General features: G+C 42.2%; 16 protein-coding genes. 13 read left to right on the plus strand and 3 right to left on the minus strand.

Annotated elements, in window-relative coordinates:
- Positions 1 to 17: 17 nt before the first annotated feature.
- Positions 18 to 1,487, minus strand: coding sequence for an NACHT domain-containing protein (locus JFC08_RS12825; protein ID WP_198330985.1), 1,470 nt, complete (start codon positions 1,485 to 1,487; stop codon positions 18 to 20).
- Positions 1,488 to 1,707: 220 nt separating this feature from the next.
- Between JFC08_RS12825 and JFC08_RS12830 the strand changes: the two genes are divergently transcribed.
- The 11 genes from JFC08_RS12830 to yfaE all read left to right on the plus strand — a co-directional run bounded on the left by JFC08_RS12830 (position 1,708) and on the right by yfaE (position 11,953).
- The gene (locus tag JFC08_RS12830; RefSeq protein ID WP_193007966.1) at positions 1,708 to 2,634 is read left to right on the plus strand and encodes a bestrophin family protein; all 927 of its coding nucleotides are present in this window, start codon (positions 1,708 to 1,710) and stop codon (positions 2,632 to 2,634) included.
- A 631-nt stretch (positions 2,635 to 3,265) separates the two neighbouring features.
- Entirely contained in the window at positions 3,266 to 3,913 is a 648-nt protein-coding gene (tenA, locus tag JFC08_RS12835; RefSeq protein ID WP_198330986.1) for a thiaminase II, read from the plus strand.
- A 188-nt stretch (positions 3,914 to 4,101) separates the two neighbouring features.
- Positions 4,102 to 4,800, plus strand: coding sequence for a class I SAM-dependent DNA methyltransferase (locus JFC08_RS12840; protein WP_198330987.1), 699 nt, complete (start codon positions 4,102 to 4,104; stop codon positions 4,798 to 4,800).
- A gap of 256 nt (positions 4,801 to 5,056) precedes the next feature.
- Positions 5,057 to 5,377 carry a YbeD family protein gene (locus tag JFC08_RS12845; RefSeq protein ID WP_198330996.1) on the plus strand — a complete coding sequence of 107 codons (321 nt, stop codon included), beginning with the start codon at positions 5,057 to 5,059 and terminating at the stop codon, positions 5,375 to 5,377.
- A 537-nt stretch (positions 5,378 to 5,914) separates the two neighbouring features.
- Positions 5,915 to 8,191, plus strand: coding sequence for a class 1a ribonucleoside-diphosphate reductase subunit alpha (gene nrdA / locus JFC08_RS12850; protein WP_198330988.1), 2,277 nt, complete (start codon positions 5,915 to 5,917; stop codon positions 8,189 to 8,191).
- A gap of 106 nt (positions 8,192 to 8,297) precedes the next feature.
- Entirely contained in the window at positions 8,298 to 9,263 is a 966-nt protein-coding gene (locus JFC08_RS12855) for a DUF2971 domain-containing protein (RefSeq protein WP_198330989.1), read from the plus strand.
- A gap of 160 nt (positions 9,264 to 9,423) precedes the next feature.
- Positions 9,424 to 9,675 (plus strand): type II toxin-antitoxin system Phd/YefM family antitoxin, encoded by a 252-nt coding sequence (locus JFC08_RS12860; RefSeq protein ID WP_198330990.1) that lies wholly within the window; start codon positions 9,424 to 9,426, stop codon positions 9,673 to 9,675.
- Positions 9,665 to 9,952: a type II toxin-antitoxin system RelE family toxin gene (locus JFC08_RS12865; protein WP_198330991.1), complete on the plus strand. Its 288-nt coding sequence runs from the start codon at positions 9,665 to 9,667 to the stop codon at positions 9,950 to 9,952. The genes JFC08_RS12860 and JFC08_RS12865 overlap by 11 nt, the downstream gene beginning before the upstream one ends.
- A 92-nt stretch (positions 9,953 to 10,044) precedes the next feature.
- Entirely contained in the window at positions 10,045 to 10,428 is a 384-nt protein-coding gene (locus JFC08_RS12870) for a hypothetical protein (RefSeq protein WP_198330992.1), read from the plus strand.
- A gap of 72 nt (positions 10,429 to 10,500) precedes the next feature.
- Positions 10,501 to 11,634, plus strand: coding sequence for a class Ia ribonucleoside-diphosphate reductase subunit beta (nrdB, locus tag JFC08_RS12875; protein ID WP_045446160.1), 1,134 nt, complete (start codon positions 10,501 to 10,503; stop codon positions 11,632 to 11,634).
- A 52-nt stretch (positions 11,635 to 11,686) separates the two neighbouring features.
- Positions 11,687 to 11,953 (plus strand): class I ribonucleotide reductase maintenance protein YfaE, encoded by a 267-nt coding sequence (gene yfaE / locus JFC08_RS12880; RefSeq protein ID WP_045446158.1) that lies wholly within the window; start codon positions 11,687 to 11,689, stop codon positions 11,951 to 11,953.
- A gap of 141 nt (positions 11,954 to 12,094) precedes the next feature.
- On the opposite strand, the gene JFC08_RS12885 is transcribed toward yfaE, so the two are convergent.
- Positions 12,095 to 13,423 (minus strand): S1C family serine protease, encoded by a 1,329-nt coding sequence (locus tag JFC08_RS12885; protein ID WP_087815625.1) that lies wholly within the window; start codon positions 13,421 to 13,423, stop codon positions 12,095 to 12,097.
- 317 nt (positions 13,424 to 13,740) lie between these two features.
- On the opposite strand from JFC08_RS12885, the gene JFC08_RS12890 reads away from it, so the two are divergent.
- Both JFC08_RS12890 and JFC08_RS12895 read left to right on the plus strand, forming a co-directional pair.
- Complete coding sequence (locus JFC08_RS12890; protein ID WP_198330993.1) at positions 13,741 to 14,574, plus strand: Nif3-like dinuclear metal center hexameric protein; 834 nt, start codon at positions 13,741 to 13,743, stop codon at positions 14,572 to 14,574.
- Positions 14,575 to 15,649: 1,075 nt separating this feature from the next.
- The gene (locus JFC08_RS12895) at positions 15,650 to 16,858 is read left to right on the plus strand and encodes an MltF family protein (protein WP_198330994.1); all 1,209 of its coding nucleotides are present in this window, start codon (positions 15,650 to 15,652) and stop codon (positions 16,856 to 16,858) included.
- 138 nt (positions 16,859 to 16,996) lie between these two features.
- Here the strand turns inward: JFC08_RS12895 and JFC08_RS12900 are convergent, their stop codons facing one another.
- Complete coding sequence (locus tag JFC08_RS12900) at positions 16,997 to 19,996, minus strand: LysM peptidoglycan-binding domain-containing protein (protein WP_198330995.1); 3,000 nt, start codon at positions 19,994 to 19,996, stop codon at positions 16,997 to 16,999.
- Between the last annotated feature and the right edge of the window lie 213 nt (positions 19,997 to 20,209).

The raw sequence follows: 20,209 nt of genomic DNA on the forward strand, positions 1-20,209 counted from the left end.
TTCATTGTCGTATTCTCTCAGAATATTAGGTCTCCGACAATCCCGGGGCGGTTCATATGATTGTTAATAAGTTCGAGCACATTACTTTCTAGATCAGATTGGGCAACATTGGCGATAGCTATATCGCTACCCGTATAAGCTTTGTAGCGATCTTTATCGATATTGTCGATAAGCTTTAAAATTGCGTCTTGCCTTGTATATACAGATAGTTTAGAAGGGTCACCACCTTCGATGATAACTTCTGGTGTAATATTCAGAGTCTTAGCACAGATATTGTCATCAAATAAAATAAGCCACGGAAGTACTGGGCGAAGTAAAGGGGTGACAATACTTTCACCAAGAGAGTCTTTGAAAAAATAGGATTCAATATTTAAACGATTATAATTATCTTTAATTAGCGAACTAAAAAATTCTGCTGCCAATAGCTCACGTATATCCCTATGCCTAAACCGTACTGCGCCATATAAAATGTCGTTAAACAGTCCACTTTCTAATAACTTTTTTACATCACTTTTATCCCAGTCGTACAGTATGGTGTCTGCATCTATGCCCTTTTTATTACGCTCCGAGTCAGGTACATTAATTTCTGCATTTCCTGTTAATACTACAGCTGCCGCCAAACGCTGTGCCCCGCTGCGCGCCAAATCTGTATTTAATGCGGTACGAGAGCCAGCGCTATGACTCTCCTTGAGCCGTAGATCAATATTATGCTGTATAAGCTCTAGGCGTCCATCAAGTGACTTATCCTCTTTCCATTTATCGATTATTGCATCTAAGTCAAAAGGTCTTTCAGCTAGGCTCCAAAGGTCAATCCTTTCAACCTCATCTAATAATTGATCAGTATCTTTAACTCCCTTTTCTTGACAGTATGCAGCGATTTTTTCTCTATCCAGAGGACGTAAGCTATAAACTTTAAGCGTACTAGGAGGTTTTTTATCCTTACTAGTAGACCCTTCTTGACAATCACTGCCCTTTAGTGGCAAAACCTCATCCATTAATTCTTGATCAGTCTTTGCTCTCCAGCTATAAGGTCGACTAGAAATATATATGTGTGCTCTAAGTTGACCTCTCTTAATCGCTTTGGCAAAATACCGTATTGCTCTTTCGAATGCTCTTGGACTGGTAAGTAAGGCTTCATCTACAGAGTCTAGAAAAAACCATGCTTCTTCATCTGAATCTAACCAACTATCGAACGCCTCCTCATCGCCAACTTCAAAGCTTTCATAAAAATGACGATCAATATCTTCAATTCTAATAAAAAATGCATACTCCCCTTTACTCTTCATCAAAGAAGCTCTTTCCCTGAACTCAATCGTTTTTCCTGCGCCTGCTTCAGCGAGTACAACACAACGATACTCACTTAAAATTAAATCCCATGATTCAGACTGTCCAGTATTAAATTTGAGGTAATTTTCAATATCTTGCAAATCATCTTTATCTTTAGAAACAGCTGAAAACTGTCTATCCACTTCAATATAATTCAACATATAAGTTCCAAATTTTTTATAAGGAAGTACCCTTCATTAGCCTGACCATGATGTATAGATAAAACCATATACGTTCTATCTATTTTTTATCAAGAGCTACAAAACCATCAAATTCTGACACATTCATCAGAGTGAAAAATTAGTAGGTTTTTATCCTATAATGCAATCTTACACTATATACTATGCTAGAAATATATACGTACCACCGCTAGGAAACACCATGATTGTCCGGCAAACCCCAAACGCTCTCAAGATACTTTTTACCCTGCACGGCTCTGTCATTCCAAAAATTTATCCGCAAATTTTGCTGATCGCGCTTCTCAGCACACTTATAACAATTATTCAGCACTGGCTTCCTGACTCTTTTCCTTATTATGGTATGGCTCCTTTTACCTTGCTAGGAATCGCGTTGTCGCTATTTCTTGGATTTCGTAACAATGCCAGTTATCAACGCTGGTGGGAAGCTCGAGGGCTTTGGGGTCAGTTGGTATATGATGCGCGTAGCTTAACCCGTCAAGTGCTTTCTTTTATAGATGCTAATACCGAGAATGGGCACGAGACTGGGCGAACGATGATTTACCTAACCATTGCTTTTGCGCATGCTGTGCGCCATCGCCTGCGCGGATCGTCACCTTGGCATGATGTCGAGCCTTTTGTCGCATCAAAACACCATGATAGTATGCGCCAAGCGCGCAACCTACCTGATTATATTATGCGCCTCATGGGTAAGCAGCTCGGCGACATTCGGCGTCAAGGACTGGTATCAGAGCAAGTCATACAGAATATGGACGAGCGCCTGACGTCTATGACCATTGTATTGGCAGCCTGCGAGCGCATTCATAATACACCGCTACCGTTTGCTTATATGCTGCTGGTCCATCGCACGACCTATCTGTATTGCATCATGTTGCCTTTTGGCTTGGTGGCCTCGCTCGGTTGGGTGACCCCACTGATTTGTGCCGTGATCGCTTATACCTTTTTTGGTTTGGATGCCCTCAGTGAAGAGCTAGAAGAGCCTTTCGGCTTAGCCGCCAACAAGCTACCCCTGACTGCATTGTCGCGTACTATCGAGATTAATCTGCGAGAAGCACTAGAAGAGGCAGATATTCCGCCTGAGATCACTCCTATCAATGGTTATTTACCATAGCCTCTTAGCTGAACGCCTATAAATCATAAAGCAATCAATGCTAAATGAGACAGTGCCCCATAAACATATTGACTTAATTTATGAGATATTTTTTATATACCCTACCGTCGGGTAGCTAAATAATATAGGCAATAGTAGAGCTTTTATGAATAAAAAATACATTTGAAAATAGTGATTTTTCTCGCCATTATCGTGGTATTTGACTAGCTTAATAAAAGGTAAAATCTTGCCTATTTACGCTTGTAAGACAACCTTTATTCATAGTTTTTTGCGCATCACTTGCTAATGATAACTGAATTCGTCTACCATAGAGCCGATTGCTTAAGCACGAGCAGTTTAAACTTATGTAAACTTTATATTTATTTCTGAAAAATAAACCTTGTCGGGGTGCTTTGATTTTTGATGCTTTAACTACAATCCAAAATCATGGCTGAGAGTTACCCGCGAACCTGATGCAGTTAGCACTGACGTAGGAAACAAGCGTGACATTTTATAGCACACCTCTTAAGCATCTATTGCTAAGCAAGCCTTGCCAGTTTATTCACATAATCTGGTAAGGTTTTTTTGTGCCTGCTCACTGATCACCTCCTACTCTTTGCTTACTCGCATTTTATAACAGTAAGTGAATACTATGAACTACCAAACGTTACGCCACCATTGTCCAACATGGGATGACTACATTCAGCATGATTTTGTCAAACAGCTAACGGCAGGTACGCTCGCCCCTGACAGCTTTCGTCACTACCTTGTACAAGACTATTTATATCTTATTCACTATACCCGTGTGATGGCGTTGAGCGTGTATAAGAGTGATACGCTGGCACAAATGCGTGTCGGTCAAGCAGGCATCAACGCCATGCTCGATATGGAAATTGGCATGTATCTCGATTTATGTCATGAGTGGGACATCCCACTTAAAGAAGTAGAAAGCGCCCCTGAATCTGCCGTGACTATCGCCTATAGCCGCTACCTATTGGACGCTGCAATGTCAGGCTCATTGGCTGAGCTTTATGCGGCGATTGCTCCTTGTTTGATGGGTTATGGCGAAATTGGCAAACGCATTAAAGAACAAGGTTTTGTCGCGGACAATCCGTACCAGCCATGGATTGATGTCTTTGCCAGTGACGAATTTCAAGCGATTACCGCGCAGAATGAAGCGCAGATTAATACGCTACTAGCACAGGCTAACCCCACTCAGGCAGACAAATTCCAACAGTTATTTAATACTGCTTCACGTATGGAAGTGAATTTTTGGCAACAAGCGCTTGATCTGTCCTAGCCCCTATACAAGGTGCTAGCTTTATGGCAAATTTAACGTCACGTACTATTCAATATATTTGATTCAATTTAAAAGGGTGATAAGGCAACCGAGTGCAGATGTATGAGTAATACTTTAAGCGAGGTTAACGCTGTTACTCTTTTATAGTGGATTAACGATACAACAAAAAATACTCAAGGAGAGACACCATGGCAGCATTCGATGAACACGCAAGCGCGTATGACAGCTGGTTTTTTGACAACCAAAACTTACTGACCAGTGAGCTAAAATTGGTCGCTCATTTTTTAGATAAGGACTGTGAAATACTGTCTATCGGCTGCGGTAGCGGACTGTTTGAGTCACTATTGGCGCAGGATTATGATATCCATGTCAAGCACGGCATTGAGCCTTCTAAAGACATGGCTGAAATCGCTAAAAAGCGCGGCTTACAAGTAGATATTAGTCCTGCCGAGACTTGCGATATTGAGCCAAATAAGTTTGATATCATCATGTTTAACGGCAGTGTCAGCTATATCAACGATTTGGATGCCTGTATTAAAAAGGCATTTGATGCCTTAAAAACGGGCGGCAAATTGATTGTTATCGATGTGCCAAAAGAAAGCGGTTTTGCCAGCTTATATAATTTAGCAAGCTCATTAAATACTTGGGAGCATCCGCTACTTGCGCACATCTCCCCTGCTGATCCCTATCCTATTGAGCTGGTTAAATCAGCAAATTGGCGCACCTCTGATGAAAAAATCGCGCTGATGCAAGCCAATGGTTTTGTCGATTTTGAGTATGCACAAACCTTACTGACCCATCCTATGTATGCCAATGACAAAGTGCAAGAAGTCATCGAAGGCTATGACCGTGGGGATTACGTCGCTGTTTGTGCTTATAAAAAATGAGCTGATATGTGTATTAGCATTTGATTATCATGGATAACTGAGCAAAATTTATGACAGATCACAGTGATCCATAGCATACTGTCATTGCCATTTTAGCACTTGAATTATAAGTTTAGTGCCACTATAAATGGTGAATAAAGCTCTTATGCTAATAGCTAACATTTAATAAAGCGAGGCACACATCATGACTGACGATCCAAAAGACAGCACCAATCAAAACAACAACCAAGCACCAGCAAATGAAAAATCAGTAAAAATGACCAACCTAACGCCCAATCAAGGTGTGGTCACAGGCAAAAGAACGGATATTCAAAATCCTGAGCTCTGGGACTTTCCAATGAACTATCCACTTAGCATCATTGGTCATGAAGGCGAGCGTGAGAACTTACTAAACGAAGTGAAGCTTATCTTGGGCAGTCAGTTCCCTGATTTTGATTTGGCCTCGATAGAAGTGAAACCGTCTAAAACGGGTCGCTTCCATTCAGCACGGGTCAATCTATATCTTACAGCAGCCGATCAGGTCAATGTGCTGTATGCCTCACTTGACGCTGCCAAAACAGTTCGTTTGGTCGTATAAGCAAATAATTGTCGTTTAAAAAAAGCCAGCCGCTTTTCCGTCGAAATCGTCACTCGCTATTAATCACATACGGGTGGCGATTTTTTGTGGTTTGCTGTACAATCTGCGCCCTCATTATTATTGTTCTATGTCCCCTTATTGGTGGGTCATTTACTCGCGAATGAAAAGCAAATGATCCTACGATTTTTACAAAAAACTTATTATTTGAGTCAATCGCGTCTAACCCTTACCCCATCGTCCTTTGCTAAAATTCGGACACAGCACAACCTCACAGCAACATAGTTTGATCCTAAAATCAATATAGTATTTTCAAAATTTTCCCGCTATATTGTGCCTACCTACTAACAAACACGCTATATGTAGTACTCAGTGAATTTAATTGTCACTATGAGTAGCGGTAGATTTTTGCCTAAAAAAACACCTATCGCGGCGCAAGCATCGTAGCATTATAAAGAATGCCTGCCGTTTACTGACTGTGCAGCATCACTATAAGCAACATTATAAATAATTACCAAGTTATCAACTTAAGAGGGCAACATGACACACATCGACAAAATCAAAGTGACCAAACGTGACGGACGATTAGAGCTTATTGATTTGGATAAAATTCATAAGGTAATCGAGTGGGCAGCTCACAATTTGGATAATGTGTCTGTGTCGCAAGTTGAGCTAAAGTCGCACATTCAGTTTTATGAAGGTATCAAGACTCGCGATATTCACGAGACTATCATCAAGTCAGCAGCAGATCTTATCTCTGAAGATACGCCTGATTATCAGTATTTGGCTGCGCGTTTGGCGATTTTCCATCTGCGTAAAATTGCTTACAATAAATTCACCCCGCCGCACCTTTATGATCATGTCAAAAAACTGACCGACGCTGGTAAATATGATCAGCATATCCTAGCTGATTATAGTCGTGCTGAGTTTGATGAGTTAGAAGAGTATCTCGATCACTGGCGCGATATGAACCTTGCTTATGCCGCTGTTGAGCAAATGGCAGGTAAATACCTCGTCCAAGACCGCGTTAATAAGACCGTCTTTGAAAGCCCGCAGTTCTTGTACATGCTGGTTGGTATGTGTTTGTTTAGCCGTTATGACAAGTCAGATCGTTTGGACTACGTAAAGCGTTTTTACGATGCGACGTCGCAATTTAAAATCTCGCTACCAACACCTATCATGGCAGGAGTGCGTACCCCATCACGTCAGTTTAGCTCATGCGTATTGATTGAATGCGGTGATAGCCTAGACTCGATCAACGCGACCACCAGCGCCATCGTACGCTATGTGTCACAGCGTGCTGGTATTGGCATCAACGCGGGTCGCATCCGCGCCCTTGGTAGCCCTATCCGTGGCGGTGAAGCGCAGCATACGGGCTGTATCCCTTTCTATAAATTGTTCCAAACTGCTGTTAAATGCTGCTCACAAGGCGGCGTCCGTGGCGGTGCGGCAACGTTATTTTACCCATTATGGCATTTAGAAGTTGAGTCGCTATTGGTACTCAAAAACAACCGCGGCGTCGAAGACAACCGTGTGCGTCATATGGACTATGGCGTCCAGCTAAATAAAACGATGTACACCCGCCTCATCAAAGGCCAAGATATCTCGCTATTCTCACCAGGTGACACCCCTGGCTTGTACGATGCGTTCTTTGAAGATCAAGACAAATTCGAAGAACTATATACCAAGTACGAAAATGATCCAAACATTCGTAGCCGTCAAATTCCAGCAGCAGACTTGTTCAGCCTGATGATGCAAGAGCGTGCTAGTACTGGTCGTATCTATATCCAAAACGTCGACCATTGCAATACGCATAGCCCATTTGACCCAACGGTTGCGCCGATTCGCCAGTCAAATCTATGTATGGAAATCGCCCTACCGACCAAGCCACTTGATAACATCAATGACGAGGAAGGCGAAATCGCCCTTTGTACGCTATCAGCGGTCAACTTGGGTAAAGTCGACAACGTCAGCGATATCGAAGAGCCAGCCGAGCTAATCGTCCGTGCGCTTGATGCCCTGCTCGACTATCAAGACTATCCAGTAAAAGCGGCTCAAAACGGCAGCATGCGTCGCCGTACACTCGGTGTGGGCGTGATTAACTATGCTTATTACTTAGCTAAAAATGGCGTGCGCTATTCAGATGACTCAGCATTGGGTCTCACCCATCAAACGTTTGAAGCGTTGCAATTCTATCTCTTGAAAGCGTCAAACAAATTGGCAAAAGAGCAAGGCGCTTGCCCTGCGTTCAATGAGACGACGTACTCGCAAGGTATCTTGCCGATTGATACGTACAAAAAAGATTTGGATAAAATCTGCCAAGAGCCGCTACATCTCGATTGGGAAACGCTGCGTACTGAAATCACCACTCACGGTCTGCGCAACTCTACCCTTACCGCCTTGATGCCATCTGAGACTTCTAGTCAGATCGCCAACGCGACCAACGGTATCGAGCCACCACGCGGTCTGGTCTCTATCAAAGCGTCAAAGGACGGCATCTTAAAGCAAGTCGTGCCTGAGATTGATAAGCTAAAAAATCAGTATGAGCTACTATGGCAAATGCCAAACAATGACGGTTACCTAAGGCTGGTCGCTGTCATGCAGAAATTCGTCGATCAAAGTATCTCTGCCAATACCAACTACGATCCCGTTCGTTATGAAGGCGGCCGTGTACCAATGAAGATATTGCTAAAAGATCTGCTAAACGCGTATAAGCTTGGCGTGAAGACGTTGTATTATCATAACACTCGTGATGGTGCGAACGATGCGCAAGTAGATATGGAAGATGATTGTGCTGGCGGTGCATGTAAAATCTAGGTTAATAATAAAATAAACGATGTGTGTCGGATAATAATTTAGACCACATCGTTTGTCTTTGCGATTCGTAATGACCTTGTTATTATCTAAAAAAGTGAGGTAACTTTTGAAACTTTACAAATACCGCAGTTTAGAAGATGAGATATCAAAAGATAAAACAATTGAAAGTCTATTAAATAATTATTTTTGGGCACCTTCGAAAGAAACATTAAACGACCCATGTGAGGGATATTATTCTATTGAAGCGTACAACAAATTCATGGATTTCGCTGCTTTAATAAGTCCTAAAGTAGACAAAAACGATCTCAATAACCAGTTCTATTCTGTACAAAATATGATTAAAGGCTCTGGTATTTTTTCCCTTAGCAAATCTTCCACTATAGCTCCTATGTGGGCTAGTTATACTAAAGATCATGCGGGAATTTGTATTGAGTATGATCTGGAAGATTTGATCAGTAAAAACAAAGGTCTTTATCAGTATTTTGATGTAGTTTATTCAGATACTCCACCTGATATCGGATTAGAAGATATTGATGGAGATACTGCAATTCTGAAAATTATAGGCACTAAATCATTACACTGGAAATATGAACAAGAGTTTAGAATAATTTGTGATAATAAGGGCGAGAATTATCATCGTTCTGATGCTGTTAGAGCGATAATTTTTGGACTTAAAACATCTGATGAAGTTAAAAATAAGGTTATGAAGCTATTATCAGGTAGAAATATACAGTTCAAGCAATTAGTCAACGATGGTAAAAGTTATGGTTTCCATACACAAAATATTGTTAATCCATTTGAAGAAAATATTAAGCTTGATGAAGATGAGAAAATCGATTCCAAAAATTTAGTGCCTGATGAAGCTTATGTTCAAGAAGACCATAAGATATTTCTTCCTTATTTCTATAAGGTGTTAGCTTTCATGGAGTCCTATTTAGATTGTATAGAAGTTATTGAAATGAATTTTTCAGAGAAATCTACTGTTAGCGATCCTATAATCTATGTATGGTTTAAAGAAAATAATGCTATCACCCCTTTTAGTAAGAAAGAATTTAAAATCAAGGAAATGTAGTAGCTAGTTGTAAGCTGCGCCCAGCGCACCGATGATATGCAAATTATGTTTAAAGGTGCGCGAGGCGCACCCTACAAAATATATAGATTAATAAATAAGACCTAATTTCTGTGCTAATATTAGCCCTATATATAGACCTAATATTAGCGGAGAATGAATCATGCAACCAATATTTGCCACGCAAACAGCTAGTATCTCAGAACTAAAGACCAATCCTTCGGCACTGATTAAACAGTCAGATGGTGAGTCCATTGCTATTCTAAACCACAATAAACCTGTGGCTTACTTAGTCTCAACAGACGTCTTTGAGCGCATGATTGAAGCAATGGATGATATGGCATTAAGCCAAACCGTTAGCGCACGGATGAATGATGGACAAGTTCCTATAAAGGTAAGTTTGGATGACTTATAATCTTGAGTTTCATCCTCTCGCGTTAAAAGAATGGAAAAAATTAGCGCCCAGTATTCAGCAGCAGTTTAAGAAAAAACTACAGCAGCGATTGTCAAACCCTCATGTGCCTGCGTCAAAATTATCGGGATATACCGATACTTATAAAATCAAATTACGCACCGTAGGCTATCGTCTGGTATATACCGTAAAAGATGATGTGGTGGTAGTTTATGTATTAGCAGTCGGCAAAAGAGAAAACAACAAAGTATATGACAGTCTCGCGACGCGTCAGCCATGATAAAACTAAGATATTGAGACAGTCATTATAGACAGCGTCCAGCGCTATCATAGAAATATTGAAACACAAACAATAAAAACGACGGAGGTCATGTGCAATATACCGCAATCATCAAAGACGGTGGTTTGTTTATCCCAAACGTATTTTCAGACCTAAACGATGGTGGCTCGCATATCGTACAAGTGGAAGTCGACATCGCAGACGTCCGTGAGCAATTAGGCGAAGGTACAGCAGCAAGACCAGAAGCATTAAAGAAAGTCACCACAAAAGTATTGAAAAAACCAGTAAAGAGAGTGACTAAAAAAGACGTACAGAAAGAAATGCAGCAACTATCAGATGATGATGGCTTGAGTGCGCTGCGTAAAAGTGCGATCGATGAATTGGAAGGTTTGGACGATAGTGAGCTGAGTGAGATATTTAAAGCGTATATGAATGATGGACAGACGTCAGAACAGATATCTTTAGAGCACTTGTAATATAATTCAGTCAGACCAAATCTAGTCAAAACCCTATAACTTAATAACCATATCAATGATAAAGGCAGTCTCATGACTTATTCGATTTTTTCCCAAACGCCAAACAATGCGCTAACAGAGCCGATGTTTTTTGGTAATCCGGTCAACGTGGCGCGTTACGACCAACAAAAGCACCCTATCTTTGAGCAATTGATTGAAAAGCAGTTGTCATTCTTTTGGCGTCCAGAAGAAGTCGATGTATCACGTGATCGTATGGATTATGGCAATTTGTCCTCACACGAACAGCATATCTTTATCAGTAACCTAAAGTATCAAACGCTACTCGACTCTATCCAAGGTCGTAGCCCAAACGTGGTGCTATTGCCATTGGTATCGATTCCTGAGCTTGAGACATGGATTGAGACGTGGACGTTTTCTGAGACCATTCACTCGCGCAGCTATACCCATATCATTCGTAATATTATCAATGACCCTGCTATCGTCTTTGATGACATTATGCAAAACGATCATATCCTAGAGCGCGCCGCCGATATCGCCAAGTACTACGATGACTTGTATTATAACTCATCGCTATACAACTTATACGGTGCAGGCACGCACACGATCAATGGTAAGCAAATTACCGTCGATTTAAAATCGCTGAAAAAGCAGCTTTACTTGTGCTTGATGGCAGTCAACGTCTTAGAAGCCATTCGCTTTTATGTGTCATTCGCTTGCTCTTTTGCCTTTGCTGAGCGTAAGCTGATGGAAGGTAATGCCAAGATTATTAAATTGATTGCTCGTGATGAAGCGCTACATCTAACGGGCACGCAGCATATTCTTAACCTCATGCGCATCGGTCGTGATGATCCAGAGATGGTCGACATTGCCAAAGAATGCTATGAAGAAAGCATCGAGATATTCCGTAAAGCGGCTGAGCAAGAAAAAGAATGGGCAGGCTATCTGTTTAAAGACGGCTCAATGATTGGTCTCAATAAAGACATTCTGTGCCAATACATCGAATATATCACCAACTTACGTATGGAAGCGGTTGGCTTACCAGTGGCATTCCCGAATTCTAAATCAAACCCAATCCCGTGGATTAACACATGGTTGTCATCTGACAACGTACAAGTTGCCCCACAAGAGACGGAAATCAGCTCATACTTGGTGGGTCAAATTGACTCAGATTTATCAGACAGCGATTTTGATGATTTTGAGCTTTAGAGGCAGTATAAAAGACAGCGAAAAATGCTAGGGAAACAAACAGGATAAAACTATGACTTGGGTAATGACGAGTAAGAAACAATTTTACTTGCATGACGATGAAAGCTTGCTTGATGGATTGCTACGCACCGGACATGATATCAATTATCAATGTAAAGAAGGTTATTGTGGCAGCTGTCGCATCAAGCGTATCGCCAGCTCACACGTCATTGACTATCCGTTTGCGCCCCTTGCCATGATTGATGAAGACGAGATACTGCCCTGCTGTTGCCGTGTACAGGGTGTGATTTATATCAATCACGAGCCTACTATAGAGTAATATTAACCAAAATAGTGCTAAAAAAGTCGAAACAAAAAGCGCGTTATCTTCAAGATAACGCGCTTTTTTACTGCCTATACATCGTTCAAGCCATTTTGACTAAGCTTATTTTGATTGAGCTTTATGTGATGAAGAATCACCTTATAAAGGCGCGCCATCTCTTTCAAACAGCTGCAACAGCTCTTCACGCATACGGTCGCGCTCGGCTTCTGACATCATCGGCACATCTTGTCTCTCACCTTGTAAATTTGGATCTTCTATACCACCAACATTTTCATCAAGAATCACGACCGGACGTTCCATCGGCTCTTGCGCTGGACGCTCTTCTAACAGGATTTTAACTTGGGCATTTTTGCCACGGCGTAATATTTGCGCATTCAGCGTGGTATTCGGTGCTTTACGAGCGACATACTGAATCAAGGTATTGGCATCCGTCATCTCAACACCGTCAATCGTCAAAATAATGTCGCCGATACGCAGACCACTCTTAGCAGCAGGACTCTTAGGAACGACATTAAGCACTTCTACCCCAGTCGAGGTTTCAAGCTGCGTTGGGTCACGTAACTGTGACTGTATCTCAATCCCCAACCAACCACGGCTCACCTTACCATCTTTGATAATGGCATTCATCACTTGCTCAACGATGGCGGTAGGAATAGCAAAACCGATACCCATAGAGCCGCCAGAGCGTGAGTAAATGGCCGTATTAATACCAATTAATTCACCAAAAGCGTCAACGAGTGCGCCGCCCGAATTACCTGGGTTAATCGCTGCATCGGTCTGGATAAAGTCTTCAAACTTGTTGACCCCAAGCCCAGTACGTCCTGTCGCTGAGATAATTCCTTGCGTTACCGTTTGACCGACACCGAACGGATTACCAATCGCTAATGCAACATCACCAACTCGGATAGGTTCTTTACGGAAACCAAGTGGTGCCAAACCGGTCATATCTACTTTAATCACTGCCAAATCACTGTCTGGATCTGTACCAACGATTCTAGCGCGGCTCTTACGACCATCATTAAAGGCGACCGTAATTTCATCGGCTTTTTCGATCACATGGGCATTGGTCACGATATAGCCATCTTCTGAGACAATCACCCCAGAGCCTAAATTGGTATTGCCCTGCTCTTCTGACGGTGCACCATGGAACTCAAAAAAGCGGCGCAACACAGGATCATTCATATAAGGATGCTCTGCCATCGTTTGCGTGGTGTAGATATTCACGACTGATTGTGAGGCGCGAGCAACCGCATTATGATAAGAAGAAATCGCTGCGGGTGTATCAGAAACCGGTGCTGACGCTTGCTGCTCAGCAGGTGTGGTTCTGGGCGGCTCCCATGCCTGCTCTGATGCCGTCTTCATACTCGCAAACAACCAAATAAATGCGGCAATCACGACTAGCAATAAAACCCAAGGTAACCATTTTAATACAGACGCCTTGCTGCTGGTGTTCCGAGATGACGACATATAAAACCTCTATAAATTTGATACAAACAGACGAAGATAAATAAGGTAAGAAGCATGGTAGATATTAGGACGCATTGAGCAGCATTTATCAAACATTTACAGCCCACTGTATAGCTACTTTTTTATGCACTATCTGTACGGCACGCTTACATGTATAAATTATAACCGCCAATACTACCCAGTTGTAACGTATCGTGTACCATTTCAGTGAGTAGGATTGTCTATCCTACTGTAGCCACATGTTAAAATACTCATTATCAAAAGCCACATGTTAGCCATAAATGCTTGCCCCACTGAATCAATTATAAGGGAATACCATGACCACACACAATATCTCAAGCGAGCCCTCAAATACCGCCATTACCGTTCAAGCACTGACCACATTCTGTGATGACTATTTATCAGCAGATGCTTTTAAAGATTATGCCCCTAATGGTTTACAAGTAGATGCGGGTCGACCTATCAAGCGCATCATCACTGGTGTAACGGCTTGTGAGGCATTGATTGATGCGGCTATTGCTGATAATGCAGACGCCATTATGGTGCATCATGGTTATTTTTGGAAAGGCGAACCTGCCCCCATCACTGGTATGAAAGGTCAGCGTATCCGTAAACTTATGCAGCATGGTATTTCTTTGATTGGTTATCATCTGCCGCTCGATGCCCATCCCGTCATTGGTAATAATGCCAAGCTGGCTGACGCATTAAACATGACCGTTATCGGCGCTTTATACCCTAGTGAGTCGCATCCAGTGGGTAATATCGCCACTTGTACCCCGCAGAATGCCCAAAGCCTCATTACTCACATTACTCAGACGCTAGGACGATTGCCATTGCATATCTCTGCCAATTATAGCGCACCGAATAGTACAAGCGCTCATATCGATGATAACAGAATTATCGAACATGTGGGCATTTGTACGGGCGGCGCACAGGATATGATCGAACAAGCTGCATTGATGGGCTGTGACGCCTTTATCTCTGGCGAAATATCAGAACGTACCACCCATATTGCCCGTGAGCTGGGCATTGATTATTTCGCTTGTGGACATCACGCGACAGAACGCGGCGGTATTCAAGCACTTGGTCACCTAGTTTCTCAGGCATTTGGCATACCCGTGACCTTTATAGATATTGATAACCCTGCTTAAGCTGTGTCCTCAACTCTACTCATAACTATCTAATAGCTATCTAAATTTAGAATAATTTTCGGAAAACAAGGCTAATAATAATCAGTATGGTTGTCCAATATGCATAATTTTTGCTGCTGCAATTTTCAATAGTTTATCAATAATAAGGGCCTTTTTAACCGTCTATAGCCCAATTGTTAAGTTTTATCGCTAATTTCTTAACCACACTTGAATAATCCAGGGAATATCCGCATATTAATATCCGAAGAAAGAATGTCTTGTCATGAGGCTTCCCATTTATTACAGCTTCCGGTTATGGTACTTAAATGAGTATAGCCGCCTAAAATCTCACTATGTTGTATAGCTATTGAGGTCATATAGATAACGAGATTTTGGACGGTTTACTAATAGACACACTGTGCGTGATATATTTTCAGCAGCATGGTATGTCTTGATTTAAGTGTCGCGATACTGGGTTAGCAACCGCTAATTGATAGAATGTTTGAGTAAATTTTCTATCATTTTTTTATTAATAATGAGAATAGTGACTTGCTTACCCTTATTGCTGGACAAAAAATTAATCACTGTTGACTCTATTACAAATGATTTAAAGACGACATGGTCATTAATATCAGCATAGAAAAGCTGGGTGTATAAGCACCCCGCACATTCTATGTTTTGTCTCAATAACTTAGTTCATGACCTTACCTATGTTTAATATATAGTTGTTTTATTCTTAGCTCTATCTGTGCATCGATGAAGGAATCATCCGATTTATATCCTTCTCGGTGTTGTGCGTTCATCATTTTGTATTGATACTTTATATTGATGTTTTATATTGATATTTTGAGAGATTTTTTAGCCCTCTTACCTGATACGCCGAATACGCCAGTAGATAACCAGCTAATTAAAAACTGCACCGCTACATCTGATAAAAATTCATTAGCGGCACTATTATTAAATAAGATGACGACGCACTTATCTTATTAAGAAGTGCGTGTTTGTCTAAAATGCGACATCGATGTATGACTACTTTATAAGCATACATTCATAAGCGTTTTACGGTAAGCAGGATGGCTAAAATCAGGAGACATCCATGCAGCGTATTACTTATCGTGTGAAAGTATCTGCGCAAGGGGCTAGATGCCGTATTTCTTATTTACTGCGTCCATCTAAACGCCTACCGAACACTAAAAGTAACATCGTTTCATCCGTTACCCCGACGACATCGAGTCGTTTTTCTAGAACCAAAAAGCTGGCCCAAGTTTCTAGTATTGCCCTTCTCTCTTTACCTGCTGAGAGTCTGACGACGATGCGTGCGCCAGTGCCAGCCTATGATAACGTCATGCTAGAAAGCACGTTAACCATCGCTGCCGTCCCCGGTGACAGCACTTATTTTGCGACTGACGGTTTTCAACATGGCTTTGGTTTTGATTTGGTACGTACTTATGCTGACGAACTTGGCGTTGATATCGACCTAAAAGCGTATGCCAATGAAGAAACTGCCCTAAAGGCACTGAGATCGGGCGAGGTAGACATGGCATTAACAACGGCCAGTACACAGTTAAAGAGCAAGTTTAACTTATCGTCTATCAACATCAGTTGCGGCTATGACGCCAGCCTAACAAAGAATGGTTTACATCCAAAAGTCAGTTGGACGTTCAATTCATCCAATGACCCGTTATCACAAAAAGCCAGTTACTTTTTATGTGACAGTATTAAGCTGAAAAACACACAAAAACTTGCTGCCTTTTACAATCAAAACTTGCTGAAAGACGCCTATAGCCAAGATCATTTCCAAAAAACGTTGACCGAAAAACTGCCTGATTATCAATCGTCTTTTGAAGAGCAAGCACGCAATTATAATCATGATTGGGAATTATTGGTGGCCATGGGTTATCAAGAATCACACCTTGATGCCAATGCCGTATCACCAACGGGTGTGCGTGGTCTCATGATGTTGACCAATAATACAGCCAAAGCAATGGGCGTCTCAGATCGCGTCGATCCCTACCAAAGTATCGGCGGCGGCGCGCGTTATTTAGAGCAAATGAAAGATGACTTTGCTGATGTGCCAAAGACAGATCGTATTTGGTTTGCGCTTGCCGGCTACAACATGGGACCAAATGCAGTAAAGAGTATTCAGCGTAAACTGCGAGATCAAGGTATTGATGATAAAAGCTGGGCGAACGTTTATGCGTACTTAGCTGATAATAAAGCTGCCAATAGTCGTTATGGTCAAGCGATGCATTATGTTAGCAATATTAGAAGTTATCTTGAGACTATCAAAACTCAAACTGTCTAGTTAATAAGTGCTATTAGATATTTTGAGAATTGAATTTTATGAATAAAAAAGCTGCTCTTATAAAGAGCAGCTTTTTTGTGCAGAATGATCTGTCTTAATCGTATTTACTTGGCTATTATTCTACTAAGCCACTTACTCTTAACGATTAGGTACGGTCAAGCGCTGACCGCGCTGTAGCATCGTATCCGCCGCGATATTATTCATCTCAGCCAACTCTTGCGTAGAGACGCCATATTTACGTGCTAAGCCAATCAAACTGTCTCCTGACCCAACGGTGTAGCTCACTGTGAGCTTTGGTACTTTAAGCGTTTGTCCACGCTGCAACTGGGCATTGGTCGCGAGATCGTTGGTCGCAGCCAAGTCGTCTATCGAAACACCAAATTGACGTGCCAAAGCAATCAAACCATCACCTGATTTAACTTTATAGCTCTCGGTGTTGCCCAATTTTTTGCCACTGCTCGCTGTGCTAGTCGCGGCAGTGCTACTAGCCGAACTACTGCTTTGATTATTGCTACTAGAGGTCGCTACAACGCTACCACTGGCAGGAATCGTAATCGTACGACCGAGTATCAAATTAGAGTTGGTTTTCAGGTTGTTCGCTGTTGCCAAGTCACTAAGACCGATATTATAACGTTGAGCCACGCCTGTTAACGTATCGCCAGATTTTACTTTATAACTGACAGTTTTATCATTTAGCTGACGATCAACCAATTCTTTAGACACGGGTACTTTGATGGTTTGACCACGTTGTAAGCGTGCTTTTGCATCAAAGTTGCTATTCACCGCCGCAAGCTCAGCTGGACTGATACCCACGCTATTGGCAATGCCAATCAAAGTATCGCCAGATTTTACTTTGTAATTGGTGGTTGCTACCGAACTTGAGCTACTGTTACGGCTACTAGAGCTTGAGGTGTTTGCTGCATCGAAATCGACACTTGCAGGTACTTTTAGCGTTTGACCAACATATAGTGAGCTTGTAGTGCTCATATTGTTGAGGCTGGCAAGTGTATCAGTTGAAACATTGAACTGACGTGCGAGAGCAATCAAGCCATCGCCAGCTTTTACTTTATAGTTCTTAGTAGCCGTAGTTGACTTACTTGGCTTGGTCGAGGGAGCGGCAGGTGTGGTCACTGGCGCAGTTACCTTACCTGGTATCAGCCATAGCTTCTGACCGCGTAGTAGATCCGCTCTACTACTCAAATTATTGTAGGTTGCCAACTGAGTCACCGATAGACCAAAGCGGTTAGCAGTACCAATCAGCGTATCGCCACTTTGTACTACATAGCTCTCTGGTTGGCTTGCTGCGGTATTGTTAGCTGTGCTCAACGGTTCGATGGTTTTTGCATTGTATAAGTATAAAGTACTGCCTGATAACAGCTTAGAGCTGGCATCTATTTGATTCCATTCAGCAATATCGCGCCAACTGACACCCGCACGGCTGGCAATATTAGATAAGGTATCGCCACGCTTGACAGTATAAGTGGTACGTGCACCTTGGGGTTTTGGCTTGCTTACTGATGTTTTTGCAAAGCTAAGCTTTTTCTCTTCGCCACTGGCTTCTAGAATAGACTGCTGTGTCTGTACTGCGGATAAATTAATATTACCATCAGCATTGATCACATTGGTTTCAGGCGTGTTACTGCGAATTTGATTGGCAATAAAATCACGCTCTTCTTTGCTCAGTGGTGGTTCTTGAACAATCGTATTATTCTGTGTAATTTGAGCAGAGGTGGTCGGTAAACTGTTGCTGCTTTTTAGCTCAGCATTGATCTTGTTGGTTTCTGCCGTGCTCAATGGTGGCTCAGTCCGCACCGAGGCATTATTACTGTAGACAGAGCTGCTAGTAGGTGTGGCTGACGGTGATATATAACTGGTCGTTTGCTGCGGCACACTAGCGCTTGCAGCATAATCAGCCAAGGCGCTACCTGTCGATGGTAATGAGGAGCCAGTATAGGGTTTGTTATTATAGCTTGGCGTCGTGGTCGTGCTACTTGGTATGCTTGTATTACTCGATGCCAGTATATTGCCCGTACCATTGCCTCTCAATGAGCTCAATTTAACATCGGTATTAAGACTCACATCATTAGGAATAATAATACGCTGGGGACCAGAAGAATCAACACGCCCTGACGTTAAGGCCGTATTTAACCTTTCTAATTCATCGTAGCTCACGCCTGTCATTTGCGCAACTTCAGCTAAGCTCACGCCATAATTCACTGGCACACTACGGAAATGCTGACGGTTGGCGATGGCTGGCAAGTAGACACCATATTGCTCAGGCTTGGCAACAATTTCTGCTACCGCCAAGAAACGCGGCACGTAGTTCATCGTTTCAGTAGGCAATCTCAGAGACCAATAATCTGTCGGTAAACCCTGAGCTCTATTAGCATCGATGGCCTTTTGCACGCGACCAGGACCGGCATTATAAGCGGCTAATGCTAACTCCCAACTGCCAAACTGGTTATGTAGTGCGGTCAAAAAGTCATAAGCGGCGCGAGTTGATTCGATGACATCACGGCGACCATCATAGGTACTGCTTTGATTCAAACCATAAATACGACCCGTACTTGGAATGAACTGCCATAAGCCTGCTGCTGCCGCACTACTGGTACCACTTGGATCATAAGAGCTCTCAATGACAGGTAACAAAGCAAGCTCTGTCGGGATATTACGACGCTCAGCTTCTCGTACAGTGTGATAGATATAGCGACTGGCACGTGCAGTTAAACGGTTTAAATAGTCTTGTCGACTGGTAAACCAGCTTTTTTGCCCTTCAATACGCTGATTATAAGTCGGCTGACCGCCATTCATACGATAGCCAGCACGTAAGCGACTCCATAAATCACCATACTGCTGAATAGCAAGTTTGTTGCCTTCCACCATAGTCATGTCAGTGGCTTCGAGTAAATCGGCTAACTCATCCAAACTATCTGCATCTAAATATGCCGTTGAATAGTCCGTACTGCTGCTTGCTGCAGGCGCTTTAGTAGCTGGACGTTTAGTAATAATAGATGAGCTATTGGTCGCACCCTTTTTTACCGCTGACGTATTGCTACAAGCACTGATAAGTAGAGTTGATACCGCAAGCGTCAATGGCAACGCAATAAATGAGCGAGATTTTGATAGCACAGTAGACATGATATTGGAAGTTTCCTAACGACAGAAAGTGATAAGATAAAGTTGCTTGCTAGTATAGTATGCAATGTGAAGCAAAGACCAGTCTAATATAAAAAGATAATCATCATAAGTTGAGTTAATTTTTAGACCTCTCACGAAATGCAATCAATCATTTAATTAGGGGCTGTAGTAGATAAGGATTAAACATCACACCATATTCTCAGAGTTTTAAGC

The sequence above is a fragment of the Psychrobacter cibarius genome (assembly GCF_016107535.1).
Lineage (GTDB): Bacteria > Pseudomonadota > Gammaproteobacteria > Pseudomonadales > Moraxellaceae > Psychrobacter > Psychrobacter cibarius.